The organism is Desemzia incerta, from assembly GCF_900115825.1.
Classification (GTDB): Bacteria; Bacillota; Bacilli; order Lactobacillales; family Carnobacteriaceae; genus Desemzia; species Desemzia incerta.
This window is the reverse complement of sequence record NZ_FOXW01000004.1, coordinates 217,551-230,853: the sequence shown is the minus strand read 5'-3', so window position 1 is coordinate 230,853 and position 13,303 is coordinate 217,551. Positions and strand designations below refer to the sequence as shown.

General features: G+C 36.8%; 13 protein-coding genes and 1 pseudogene. 9 read left to right on the top strand and 5 right to left on the bottom strand.

The window, feature by feature from the left end; all coding sequences use genetic code 11:
* Window positions 1-29 precede the first annotated feature (29 nt).
* From BM137_RS06755 to rlmH, 6 genes are all read left to right on the top strand, one after another.
* Window positions 30-839 (top strand): MBL fold metallo-hydrolase, encoded by an 810-nt coding sequence (locus tag BM137_RS06755; protein WP_092480405.1) that lies wholly within the window; start codon window positions 30-32, stop codon window positions 837-839.
* A gap of 657 nt (window positions 840-1,496) precedes the next feature.
* On the top strand, window positions 1,497-2,273 hold the full coding sequence (locus BM137_RS06750; RefSeq protein ID WP_092480404.1) for a YveK family protein: 777 nt from the start codon (window positions 1,497-1,499) through the stop codon (window positions 2,271-2,273).
* Window positions 2,266-2,970, top strand: coding sequence for a CpsD/CapB family tyrosine-protein kinase (locus BM137_RS06745; protein WP_092480403.1), 705 nt, complete (start codon window positions 2,266-2,268; stop codon window positions 2,968-2,970). Before BM137_RS06750 ends, BM137_RS06745 begins: the two co-directional genes overlap by 8 nt.
* A 45-nt stretch (window positions 2,971-3,015) precedes the next feature.
* On the top strand, window positions 3,016-3,981 hold the full coding sequence (locus BM137_RS06740; protein ID WP_177192523.1) for a glycosyltransferase family 2 protein: 966 nt from the start codon (window positions 3,016-3,018) through the stop codon (window positions 3,979-3,981).
* A 296-nt stretch (window positions 3,982-4,277) separates the two neighbouring features.
* Complete coding sequence (locus BM137_RS06735) at window positions 4,278-5,453, top strand: S1C family serine protease (RefSeq protein WP_092480401.1); 1,176 nt, start codon at window positions 4,278-4,280, stop codon at window positions 5,451-5,453.
* A 431-nt stretch (window positions 5,454-5,884) separates the two neighbouring features.
* Complete coding sequence (gene rlmH, locus BM137_RS06730; RefSeq protein ID WP_092480400.1) at window positions 5,885-6,364, top strand: 23S rRNA (pseudouridine(1915)-N(3))-methyltransferase RlmH; 480 nt, start codon at window positions 5,885-5,887, stop codon at window positions 6,362-6,364.
* Between the two features lie 119 nt (window positions 6,365-6,483).
* Here rlmH and BM137_RS06725 read toward each other — a convergent pair.
* Window positions 6,484-6,853 (bottom strand): annotated as a pseudogene (locus BM137_RS06725) (VOC family protein).
* Window positions 6,854-7,143: 290 nt separating this feature from the next.
* Here BM137_RS06725 and map point away from each other — a divergent pair.
* The gene (gene map, locus BM137_RS06720) at window positions 7,144-7,884 is read left to right on the top strand and encodes a type I methionyl aminopeptidase (RefSeq protein WP_092480399.1); all 741 of its coding nucleotides are present in this window, start codon (window positions 7,144-7,146) and stop codon (window positions 7,882-7,884) included.
* A 161-nt stretch (window positions 7,885-8,045) separates the two neighbouring features.
* Here the strand turns inward: map and BM137_RS06715 are convergent, their stop codons facing one another.
* The 3 genes from BM137_RS06715 to gloA all read right to left on the bottom strand — a co-directional run bounded on the left by BM137_RS06715 (window position 8,046) and on the right by gloA (window position 10,553).
* Window positions 8,046-8,954 (bottom strand): prenyltransferase, encoded by a 909-nt coding sequence (locus tag BM137_RS06715; RefSeq protein WP_092480398.1) that lies wholly within the window; start codon window positions 8,952-8,954, stop codon window positions 8,046-8,048.
* A 12-nt stretch (window positions 8,955-8,966) separates the two neighbouring features.
* On the bottom strand, window positions 8,967-9,953 hold the full coding sequence (locus BM137_RS06710; protein ID WP_092480397.1) for a polyprenyl synthetase family protein: 987 nt from the start codon (window positions 9,951-9,953) through the stop codon (window positions 8,967-8,969).
* A gap of 219 nt (window positions 9,954-10,172) precedes the next feature.
* Window positions 10,173-10,553, bottom strand: coding sequence for a lactoylglutathione lyase (gene gloA, locus BM137_RS06705; RefSeq protein ID WP_092480396.1), 381 nt, complete (start codon window positions 10,551-10,553; stop codon window positions 10,173-10,175).
* Window positions 10,554-10,909: 356 nt separating this feature from the next.
* On the opposite strand from gloA, the gene BM137_RS06700 reads away from it, so the two are divergent.
* Window positions 10,910-11,557 (top strand): hypothetical protein, encoded by a 648-nt coding sequence (locus BM137_RS06700; protein ID WP_092480395.1) that lies wholly within the window; start codon window positions 10,910-10,912, stop codon window positions 11,555-11,557.
* Between the two features lie 34 nt (window positions 11,558-11,591).
* Window positions 11,592-12,563, top strand: coding sequence for an alpha/beta hydrolase (locus tag BM137_RS06695; protein ID WP_092480394.1), 972 nt, complete (start codon window positions 11,592-11,594; stop codon window positions 12,561-12,563).
* Window positions 12,564-12,719: 156 nt separating this feature from the next.
* Here BM137_RS06695 and BM137_RS06690 read toward each other — a convergent pair whose 3' ends face one another.
* Complete coding sequence (locus tag BM137_RS06690; RefSeq protein ID WP_092480393.1) at window positions 12,720-13,142, bottom strand: hypothetical protein; 423 nt, start codon at window positions 13,140-13,142, stop codon at window positions 12,720-12,722.
* Window positions 13,143-13,303: the final 161 nt, after the last annotated feature.

Genomic DNA, 13,303 nt, shown 5'->3' with positions numbered 1-13,303 from the left:
ATAAAAGATAAAAGGGACGAGGGTTCAAAATGGCGATACAAACAGAAGGATTAAAGATTAGCATTCTAGCGAGCGGAAGCTCAGGGAATGTTACATACATTGAATCCGATAAAAAGAAGCTGCTGGTCGATTGCGGGCTGAGTGGTAAAAAAGCGACCGCCTTGTTAAGCCAAATTGGCCGTACTCCAGAAGATTTAGACGGTATCTTAGTGACTCATGAGCACAGAGATCATGTTCATGGTGTAGGTGTCTTGGCAAGGAAGTATAATCTAGACATTTATGCAAACGAGAAGACCTGGTCTGCAATGTCTCCTATTATTGGGAATATCAAAATGGAACAAAAACATCTTTTTGAAATGGGAAGAACGATGACGATTGGTGATATAGACATTCAAAGTTTTGGTGTATCTCACGATGCGATCGCTCCCCAATTTTACAGCTTCCACAAAGACAATAAATCTTTCGTGATGCTGACAGATACAGGCTATGTCAGTGATCGTATGCGTGGAGTAGTGGCCAATGCAGATGCCTATTTATTTGAAAGCAATCACGATTTAGATATGCTGCGCATGGGAAGATATCCATGGAGTTTGAAACAACGTATTCTAGGCGATAAAGGACATCTGTCTAATGAAGACGGAGCCTTGGCTTTATGCGACGTGATTGGAGACAACACTAAGCGAATCTATCTAGGTCATTTAAGCAAAGACAACAATATGAAAGCTATTGCTCATGATACAGTCGACAGTATCTTGAGAGAAAAAGGAAAAGGTGTTGGCGAATCGTTCACTCTATTTGATACAGATCCTGATGAACCTTCATTATTGTTCTCTATATAAAAGTAAATAAAAACGAACAGCTTAGTGATAAAACTGAGCTGTTCATTTTTTTGTCACAAATCCAACAAAAAATAAATTTTTGCCGGGCTTCTATTTTAATTTTGAAATAAACCATGGTAGAATTTTGTCAATCATATAAGACGGCCGCTATTCTTCATCAGTATAGTTTCTGGCATTCACTCAGTTGGATAGTCTTGTACTTTTCCCCATGTATTTTTCTGCAAGTAAGTTTAACACCTTTATATGCATTTAACCTTCATACTATTACCCTATCTAATATCACTTCGATACTGCAAATGAATAGTCTATGGTAGTTTTGTTTACCGTACTTTCATGTACAAAAAGTCTGTTTTCGGTCATTTTATTGTTCCCCAAAGAGTAATTCCAAGAATGAAGCATACAGTAAATTACTCAATCTTGTCCTCGACCCAACAATAAAGCACCTCACGCATCTTTATTTACGGCACACGGTGCGCCGTTACATTCTTGGAATACTCTTTTAAAATATAAACCGTTTAATTGTTATGATCACCATAAAATCACATCCCTATTACCATCTCTTTATGAATGAAAACCTACAAACATACTTAATTAATTAATCACTTACTCTCTATTTATTTGTAACGAAAATTATTTGTTAAAATAGGAGGAATTTAGATGAATAGAGTTATTGGAGTCATTGAATTAGGACGCTTAATCAGACAAAAATGGTATTGGATCTTAGCCTTTTTATTGATCGGAATTAGTTCCGCTCATATTTTAACTACTTATGTTATTGTTCCGCAGTATAGTGCGGAAACGAAAATACTGGTCAGCAGGCCTGTTGATTCTGCTCAGGCTTTGGAATTAGGGGATATTGAGACGAATATCCAAATGATCAATACTTATCGAGATATCATCCAAGATCCGATTGTGTTGGATAAAGTTCGAGAAGAGCTGGGCAACACCCTTTCTGAAGAGGAATTGAAAGGGAAAATGGAAGTCATTACGCAAACAGATTCCCAAATATTTAGTATTCAAGTAGTAGATGCAGACCCAGAACGTGCTGCTCTGATCGCAGATACGATTGCAACGATTTTTAAAGAGAACGTAGGATCAGTGATCAATATAGACAATGCAGCTATTTTATCCCCGGCGCGTATCCCCACTGAACCTATCTCACCTCATTACTTGTTCAACATCGTTATTGGAGCCTTAATGGGGTCCGTATTCGGTTTAGGACTCATTCTGGTTCAGAATTTAGCAGACAAAAAAGTCCATGATGAAAATTTTGCTGCTGAACATTTAGGGTGGTTGCCATTAGGTGCTATTTCAACCATAAGCAAAAAGGAATTGATTCAAATGAATGACCTTATCCAATCTATTGATGAAACAAAAAAAGTATCTTCTACAGAAGTAAAACACATTGCTGGAAAGGAGCCTACTCATGTTTAATCATAAAAAAACTTCCCATAGTGAGAAACTCAATAGTTTGATCACATTGATAAAACCAAGTTCAATTATTTCGGAGGAATTCAGAACCCTGAGGACAAATATCCAGTTTTCAATGGTAGATAAGCAACTCAGTACGCTGATGTTCACTTCTGCTGCACCAGGAGAAGGTAAGACTACAGTAGCATCTAACGTGGCCGTGGTATTTGCGTCCCAGGGTAAGAGGGTATTGCTGATCGATGCAGATATGCGAAATCCTAGTATCCATCGACTGTTCAATTTTGTAAACCATAGAGGATTGACCAACTTATTGACAGAAAATAAAACGACTATCCAAGATGTGGTTCATCGCACGACCAAAAAGAATCTGTTTGTATTGACTTGTGGTTTGATCCCTCCTAATCCCTCGGAACTTTTAGCTTCTAAACGAATGGACCAGCTGATTGAAAATTTGAAGAAGCATTTTGACATGATTATTTTTGATTTACCGCCTATTTTAGCGGTGACGGATGCTCAAGTTATGGCAAATAAAACAGATGGAACAGTCTTTGTCATTCGCAATGGTGTAGCTGAAAAGAATAATTTGTATAAAGCAAAAGAATTGTTGGAGCACGTTCATGCAAATGTTATCGGTGTTGTTTATAATGATAAAAAAAGGGAAGAAAATCCAGCTTATCAATATTACGGAATAGAAGAATAGAGGAATGGCTTGAATCGGGTGAACTGGAAAGGAGGTAAGAGACCAGTGATTTCAATTATTGTGACTATTTATAATTCTGAAAAGTATCTGGTGAGGTGTTTAAACAGCTTACGCTATCAAACGTATCACCGTCTGGAAATTATATTAATAGATGATGGTTCAACCGACTCAAGCAAATTAATTTGTGAAAAATATCAAAAGCTGGATAATCGTTTCCGTCTGATCAATACCAACCAGATTGGACTATCTGCAGTTCGTAACGTGGGTATTTTAGCAGCTAAAGGTGATTGGATCGGTTTCGTTCATCCAGCTGATTGGGTTGAGGAAATCATGTTTGAGCAATTGATGACCACAATAACCATTCATGAAGCTGATATTGCAGCTTGTAAGTATGTAGAAGAAACAAGGGATGAATTGATCTTTCCTCCAGGTCCAGAGGATAAGCGGTTTTTATCTGCAGAAGAAGCTATCCGCTTGCTGCTGCTGCAAAATCGAACAGAAAGTTTTTTGTGCAACAAACTGTTTTCGATCAAACTATTTACAGAAGAACCGGTGATCATGTTTGATCAAAATATACATTTGTATGAGGATTTTGATGTCTGTTGTCAGCTGTTTTTAAAAAGTCGTTCTATCATATACGTATCAGAACCTCGTTATCATTATATGTCAGAAAATCACCAATGGGAAAGCACTAAGGTTGAAAATTATTACTCTGGATCCGCAGCGCTCCTTAGAGCGTTGGAACGTCTTGAATCTCAATCGATCCAATTAGATTTACTGTGGTTGATAAAAGAAATGTATCTGCGTTTAAATTTATATTTATTGATGGTCTTGTATGAACGCCGACCTAAGGACAAACATCAGTTAAAAGAGATAAAACGCAACTTATATCGATTCAAACTTTCAGAGATTAATGATATGGCTCTTAAACGAATCATTACGACTGCACGGGTCAATCTTTCAGCAGGGTACTATATGTGGGAAAATTCAGATATCAGCAAAACGAAGTGATGGAATAAAAAGGATTCCCAAAAAAACACAACAAATGCTGTTGTGTTTTTTTATTGTAGCTTGCTGAAGGAGCTTATATGTCATAAAAACAGCCGTTTGTGATAAAATAAAAAAGAAAAGTGGATATTTTATCTAAATTGTTTCATATAAAATTCAAGAATCTTAGATAAAATGAATTCATAGCAGAGTGGGATATTGATTAATGACTGTATCTTTATTTATCACAGGGTCATTGCAAGAAGTATAGAGATCAATCAGTCCATGCGGAAAATAATATTAAGAGGTGAGATCGGAAAATGAAAAAACAGTCAACAAAATTAACTAGAAGTTTACTAGTAGGTGTAGCAACATTAACGCTTGCTGGTTGCCAAACTGCTTCTAATGAAGGAACAGAATCAACTTCTCCGACCCAAAATGAAGCAGACACAACTCAAGTTCGAGTAGAAGTTACGTCAGATATCACAGAAGCTGTAGAGAAAGTAGAAGGCGCAGTCGTTTCAGTCATTAACATGCAGCAGCAAAATACCGAAGGATTCAACGGCTTATTTGGAACTACAGAATCCGCTCAAGAAGATGATCAATTGCAAACTGCCGGAGAAGGTAGCGGGGTTATTTATAAAACAGAGGGAGACAGCTCTTATGTCGTTACCAATAATCACGTTATTGAGGGATCAGATGCTATAGAAGTCTTGATGAAAGATGGTACTAAGGTAGAGGCTGAATTAGTTGGGTCAGATTCATGGACAGATTTGGCCGTTTTAAAAATATCTTCTGAAAATGTGACGACTGTCGCGGAATTTGGAGATTCAGATCTATTGAACGTTGGAGAACCAGCCATTGCTATCGGCTCTCCATTAGGAACGAACTATGCTTCTTCTGTAACTTCGGGAATCATCTCAGCTAAAAACAGAAGCGTTCCTGCTGATATTGATGGAGATGGAGCTGCAGATTGGGAAATGACAGCTATCCAAACTGACGCAGCAATCAACCCTGGAAACTCTGGTGGAGCACTAGTAAATATTGCGGGACAAGTCATCGGAATCAATTCGATGAAAATCTCATCAGATACTGTAGAAGGAATGGGTTTTGCGATTCCAAGTAATGATGTAGTTGAAATCATCGCAGAACTGGAAGCAAATGGCGAAGTTGTTCGTCCGGTACTGGGAATCAGCTTATTGGATTTGAGCCAAATTTCTGAACAACAACAATCCGCAGTTCTCGAACTGCCGGATGAAGTGAACTCTGGTGTTGTAGTGGCACAAGTTGAAGCAGGTTCTGCTGCTGAACAAGGTGGTCTGGAACAATATGATGTAATCGTAGGCTTTAATGGAGAAGAGATCACAGACACGATAGAATTGCGTCAAGCGATCTACTCAACAGATGTAGGACAAGAAGTTGAAATCGAAGTTTATCGTGGCGGAGAATTGGTAACTGTCAACGTGACAATGACTTCTTCGGATGACATGATGTAAAAAAAGTCATTTTAAGTAACCTGACAAAAAACGCTGATGAGTTTATTACTCACCAGCGTTTTTTTATGCGGAAAATAAAGAATAATTTTCAGAACCGAGGCAAAGTAAAGCTCGCTTTTTGTGGATAACTTTTGTAAAATAAAGAGAAAGCTACTATTTTCAAGGTGGAAAAGTTATCCACAAAGTTTTTAACGGCTGTGCACAACTATTATAAATATTATTTATATCTGTCGTTTACGCTGATTAGTCAAGGTTTTGAAATGAAAAAAACTAAAAAATGCATAAAAATCATCTGTGGATAGAACAGCAAAAATAGTTATCCACAAAACTACATTTAGTGATGAACATATTTTCGGACACTAGATACAGTTTTGAAATTGTGGATATGTGGATAACTATTGTGGATAACATGTGGTCAAAGGGGGATAACTGTGAATATCAAAATAATCAGTGTTGGAAAATTAAAAGAAAAATATTTAAAAATGGGTATTGAAGAATACTCTAAAAGGTTAGGTGCATATTGCAAGTTAGAATTAGTAGAAGTTCCTGACGAGAAAGCACCCGAAAAACTGAGTGAAGCGGAAATGATCCAAGTGAAAGAAAAAGAAGGAGAACGAATCCTTTCAAAAATACCCGATCAAGCGTATGTATTTGCTTTAGCGATTGAAGGGAAGCAACGGACTTCTGAAGCTTTCTCTAAGGAAATCGAACAGTTGGGCATCCAAGGTAAAAGCAATATCGTCTTTGTTATAGGCGGGTCGTTAGGTCTAAGTAAAGCCGTTATGGATCGAAGCAATACCCAAATTTCATTTGGAAAAATGACGTTACCGCATCAGTTGATGAGATTGGTGCTGATTGAACAAATCTATCGTGGGTTTAGAATTATGAAGAATGAGCCGTATCATAAGTAAATGAGATTCTTAGAAAGTAATGAATTAACAAGGGATTTTGAGCGGTGATAAGAAGAAATTAAAAAAATGTAAGCATATTGGTAACAACCAAAATGCTTACATTTAAAATATTCCAAGAATTATTTTGCGCGCTTTACTTCAATTCGATAGCCATCAGGATCCGTAACAAAGAAATAGGTGGTTCCGCCTGAAAGTCTTCTTAACTCATCCGTTTCGTAAGCAGAAGCTTTATAAACTTCATGCATTTTTTCTAAGTCACTGACAGTCACACCTAAATGACTGAAACCATCTCTTACATTATATGGCTCAGCATCGTAGTTGTAAGTGAGTTCAATTTACACGGAAGAACCAGGAGAATTCAGATAAATTAAATCAAACTTATTCTCAGGAAATTCTCTGCAGCTGGCAACTTCAAAATCGAATAGATTAGTATAAAGTAGCCTCAATATCTCTGACACGTAGGCAAATCTCAACGAGTTCTTGGTTCATAATAATATCAGCTTCCAATAGTTTCTTATTGTTATTCTAGCATGAATAGGTCATATAGGTACATTCATGTTATCTTCTATATTGCTTTCTAATATATCAATTAGTAAAAAACACAGAGCTTAATCTGTTAATATGAGTATGTAACAAAGGAAGCCATGAGAAAGTTTATTGGCTATGTAAAGAAGGCCGTAGCTACGAAGCTAACATTTACAGAAGGTATAGAGAAATTGACAGTACCTCAGTTAAATAAAATGATATGTATAAAGTCACATTAAAAAAGAAGGTATATAATGATTGCAAAGAGCGAAGAAGATTATAATGGACTAAAAGAAATTGGCAGTATTTGTGGATCGATCCGAGATATGCTGGTCGAATATGCTAAGCCCGGAGTGACTACAAAAGAGCTTGATGAAATGGCAAAAAAGAGTTTTGAAGAAGCTGGAGCTTTATCCGCACCCAAAGAAATATATAATTTTCCAGGGTATGTGTGCATAAGTGTAAATGAGGAAGTAGCGCACGGAATTCCAGGAGAACGAATTATCCAAGAAGGTGATATTGTAAATATTGATGTATCAGCTTCTAAAAATGGGTATTTCGCAGACACCGGGATTTCTTTTGTGGTTGGTCAGGGTGAGACAGATAAAGAAAAAGTATGTGAGGTTGCTAAAGAAGCATTCTACGCAGGCCTTAAAAAAGCGAAACCAGGTTCCAAAAAAAGTGCCCTCGGAAAAGCAGTGCACAATGTGGCAAAACGACATGGATTGACCGTGATTAAAGATCTTACTGGACATGGCATTGGACGTTCGATTCATGAAGCACCGGACCATATTTTTAATTATTTTTCTCGTTGGGATGATGAACTTTTAAAAGAGGGTATGGTGATTGCTTTTGAACCTTTTATTTCTACTCTTGAAGAAGAGGTATTTCAATCCGAAGATGACTGGACCTTGCTAACTCATAAAAGTTTGGTGGCTCAATACGAGCACACAATTATTCTTACGCAGGAAGGACCTATTATTACTACTTTGTAACTATTTTGAGGCTATTAAAAAACTCATTTAGACATATTACGGAGAACCGTATCATAAGTAAAATAAAAAATAGTGATGAAGACTGAAAGAGAAAACCTTTCACTTCATCACTATTTTTTATTTATTTATTTCATTACTCAGAAGCTGTTATCAAATGAAAATCAAATGTCCAACCAAGTCCCAATGAACAAAGTAATAATGATAGGAATCGGGATGACAGCTGAGTTGATGATTGTCGTTATAAAGGTTGTTTTTTTGTCTTGTTCTTTCATGAAGATGCGAATATTTTTTAAGACATAAGGGAAAGTCAATAAAGATAATGCGACAAGTCTTGGGAAAGTCCCGAAAAGAAGTGATAAAATAATCGCGATATAAGCAGCATAATAAAAGTACTTGAAGACAACTAGTGCTTTGTCTACGCCGATATGATAAGGAAGAGTAAACCGGTTATCTTCAATATCTTCTTCCAAGTCGCAAATGTTATTGGCTAGTGAAACGGACATAACCGTAATGGATGTTGGTATGGACGCGATGATCAGTTGGAACATAGTTATCCAATCCAATTGAATGACATCGTATGCGTTGAGATAGACCATGGCTGTAAAGATGCCAAAGCCCATTGCCAACCCGACGAAGAATTCACCATAGGGCGTACTATTGATTGGAACAGGACCCATAGTATAAAGTGCTCCAATCAACATGCCTCCAAAGCCGATATAGAATAAGAAAAGAGACGTTTGAAGAACTAAGTACAGACCGATGACCAAAGCAACAATACCAGAAATCCAATAGGCTAAACGAACATTTTTGAGCGGAATATTTTCTTTACCTACCACCATTTCTTGAGCATAGTCCGCATTTTTATTGTCTGCGATGTAATAATCCAAGTAGTTGTCGCGGATATTGACAGCTAAGTGAAAAAGGATAGCTGTGAGTAACCCTAATAACGAAAATCCCAAATGAAAAGTATCATAATTATACCAAGCATACAAGATACCAATAAAAGCTGGGAAAAAACTAGTAGTGGTGGATTCCATTTGAGCAAGCAAGATATATTGTTTAAGTGTCATAGTGATCTCCTTTTAAAACTCTCTTTTGAGTAGTGATTTGGTCAATGAATACAATACGTCTTTTTCAGGATGACTTGGAAGTGCATCAATGGATGCTAAAGCTTCATCAATGTATTTCTTTGCGATGTCGTATGCATGTTCGATGCAATCATTCTTTTGTAATAAGGAAAGTAAAGCAGTTAGGTCACTGTCTGATAAATGTTCACCTTTTTTCAATAGAGGAAGAAAGGCTTCATCTTTCTCTACGCCTAAAATGAGCGGAAGGGTATAAATCCCTTGTTTGATATCGTTTAAAACAGGCTTTGATAGGCTTTCAGGTGTTTGAGTGTAATCTAAAATATCATCTAACATTTGAAAAGCAATCCCAATATTTTGACCAATCGACCGACTTTGTTCGATGACCTCAGGGCTGCATCCTCCAAAATAGGCACCTTCGTAACAACTTAATTCAAACAGTTGTGCTGTCTTTCCTTTGATACTTTTCAAATAGTCTTCAAAAGTAATCTCTGTATTATAAGCATTTTTCATTTGATTGATTTCACCTAATAATACTTGTTTCATCGAGAGTGTATTTAACTTGATGATTTCGACGGAATCCGTCGCATCTGCTAATAAATCAAAATACACTGAGATCAATAAATCGCCTGCATAAACGGCAACATCTTTACCATGTTTAGATTGGACCGTTTCAACACCGCGGCGCATTTTTGCCTCGTCTATGATGTCGTCGTGAATGAGAGTAGCTAAATGAAGTACCTCAGTAGACGCAGCGGCAGCGATAATTTTTTTGTGTGCATCTTGAGCAGCGGTTCCTAATCGTGAAAAAAGCAAAAAATAAGCAGGTCTAAGTAATTTTCCCTGACTCACTATTAGATCAGTAACTGTTTTTTCAATTTCTGTATTTTCAATGGCTGTTTTTTCTATAATCAATTCAAGACATTCTATTAAAAGGGATTGGATACTAGGGAATTTATTCCACATTGGATGAGTGTTAACCATGTCGATCTCCTTTATGAACCGCTAAAACTGGCACGTTGGTTCTTATGTTATATTTTTATGTAGGCTTACTATCTCTGTTTAATCAGTATACTGTAAAAATCGTAAAGCTATACATAAAAAGCATTCAGCAAACTTGTTGGAGTTAGTATGAAAAGAAAATTAAAAAATGTAAGCACATTGGCAATAACCAACATGCTTACATTTAAAAGAGTCAAAAAATTATTTTGCGCGTTTTACTTCAATTCTATAGCCGTCAGGATCGGTCACAAAGAAATAAGTCGGTGTACCACCTGAAAGTCCTCTTAACTCACCTGTTTCGTAAGAAGAAGCTTTACAAATTTCGTGCATTTTTTCTAAATCACCGACAGTCACACCTAAATGACTGAAGCCGTCTCCTACATTGTAAGGCTCAGCATCATAGTTGTAAGTAAGTTCAATTTGCACAGAAGAACCGGGAGAATTCAAATAAACTAAATCAAATTTATTTTCAGGGAATTCTCTTCGGCTGGCAACTTCAAAATCGAATAGATCAGTATAAAAATCTAAAGTAGCTTCAAGATCTCTAACACGCAAGCAAATCTCAACAAGTTGTTGTTTCATAATAATATCATCCTCCAAAATAGTTTCTTATTTCATTCTAGCATGAATAGGTCATCCAGGCACGCTTAGGTTCTTTTATGGAGTGCTTTGTAAGAGTTTGATAGGAAGAGCGAATGCAGTATTAGTAATGGTCCCACACCCTCTTTTCCTCTTATTTATATGATTCAGATGAAAGATTAGTACAGGAATGCATATATAATGACGTAAATAGTTAAAAAGATGAAGGTAAATAAGACGTATAGGTAAATTTGAAGAAACCACTCTAGTAACCCCATTCAGTTTAGTGATAAAATAACGTCATGTTAAGGTTAGTGATTCTGACCTTTCGATTTGATCTATTTTGAAGGAGGAAGAAAATGGCGTTTACGGGTATTAAGTTATTATTGATAGGGTCGCTGGGACTGTTGTTAGGAGCTTGTTCTGCAGAAACCGGCAAAGAAGAAAGCTCAAAGAATGCTGCGGAAGAGGTTTTAGTTACAACTGCAGAATCGGTTGAAACGGAAGAAAAAAGTATTGTAGCGGATGAAATCACAACTACTTTCTATCCAGAAGTAACCAGATTAAGGCATCTAACTGAAGAAGACCTTGAGTGGTACGACATCATCATAACGAGGTTGAATGCTATAGATGATTTTTCAGGTGACAGAGACACGGTATATGAAATAGCCGAAGAATATGGAGAAGATCCAGAAGAGCTGTATTCTGACTGGTTAGAGATCTGGGATGCGAAATGGCATGGAGACAATGGGAACTATGCTATTTTGTCAGAAGGTCAAAACAAATTAACTGCTGAAATTATTGAAAAAAATATTGTAGCGGAAACGATAGAATATGTCAGTGGGGGATATAATTTTTATGAAGGAAACGTAACTACCTCAGTACATCAACAGATTCAGGTAGATGGAGAACCTCATACAATTGCTTACATAATTCAACACAAAGATGATTATAAAGTTGCTGAGATCATCGGTTTTAGCGTTGACGGAGAGAAGATAGATTTATAAAAGAATTGTATTCAGTACTGCGAGGGGTATCGTGATGAAAGTATCTTACAAGATGATAGATAAACAATTAAGACTAAGAGGGTTTCTTTTTAATCTTCTCGTCAGCAGATCAAGTGAAGACAAATACATCAAATTGATGCAGACTGTCAAAAAATTGACCAGCAGACAAAAAGGACGAAAAGTTGATGGTCTCGAAATGACTGAAGAATGGATTACTCGAGAAGATGGGTCTAAGCTCCGCGTCTGTGTCTATAAGCCGTTGCATTTGAAAGGTGATGCACCAGGAGTATTGTGGCTGCATGGGGGAGGCTATGCTCAAGGAATCCCTGAATTATTCGCAAATACATACAAGAGATTGATTGAAGCAAGGGATTGTGTAGTCGTAGCTCCTGACTATCGTTTATCCATAGAAGCTCCTTATCCCGCTGCTCTAGAAGATTCATACGACACCCTTCTTTGGATGAAAAAACATGCAGAATATTTGGGCATCAAAAGCAATCAATTGATGGTAGGCGGAGAAAGTGCAGGGGCAGGATTAACCGCTGCAGTGACTCATTATGCAAGAGACAAAGGTGATGTGAACATTGCCTTTCAAATGCCATTATACCCTATGATAGACGACCGTATGGAGACAGAATCTGCTAGAAACAACCATGCGCCTATTTGGAATTCGCGAACGAACGCTTGGGCTTGGAAGTTGTATCTCGGGGAATTCTACGAGAAAGAGGTGCCGGTTTATGCAGCACCTGCTAGAGCAGTTGCTTACAGAAATTTGCCTCCTGCAGTGACATTTGTGGGAGATATCGAACCGTTCAGAGATGAAACGATACAGTATGTTGAGAATTTAAAAAGAGCTGGTATTTCAGTTGATTTTGAGATGTTTGAAGGATGTTACCACGGTTTTGATATCATCAATCCAAAAGCAGAAGTAAGTAAAAAAGCGATATCTTTTTTCATCCATTCGTTTAAATATGCGGTAGATCATTATTTTGCAGAACAAAAGTAATCGGACAAGATAAACTAGACTGCAATATTGTACTAAAACCATTCCAATTACAACTCTGTATTTTGTGAAAGATAATCAATAAGCATACGTAAAAGAAGTCTTTGCCGATTTTCAGCAATGAAAAATTAGCAAAGACTTTTTTTATGAGAAAAATGTTCAGATATAGGACTCCAGAACTTTCTTGAAATCTTGATTGACGGAGGAATTGAATACTTTATTCAGCAACACTTTTTTCTGATCGCTAAGTACAAGAACTGGGTAATAATTCACTATCAAACTTCTTCTAGCTTTTATTTCTTGGTATTCTATGTGACTGATCTGTTCTTTTGGAATAGAAACTTCCTGTCCTTTATGATTCAGAACGATCGCATTTTCATAGATGAAAAATTCCTCGCTTCGTTTAAATAGAAGCAAGTACAATCCAAAAAGGGTAAATAATCCACCTACTACCAGCGCAAATGTTTTTGCATAGATAAAATTTGCTACGATCAAAAACATGATCCCTGAAAGAACAAATACAAACCCGTTTTTGTTGTTATCGGTTTTTCCCGTGTATAAAAGTTCACCAAAATGATTCAAGTTGATCCCTCTTAATGGTTTCTTTCCATACCATATTTTAATCTTGTTCGGTAAATTATACCAGTTTCAAATTCATTTTAGTTGTTCTTTCACTATCCTTGTATGATGAATCTTCTTTAAAATTTGAGTCTATCGATGTAGAAGTAGTATGATGAGATTAC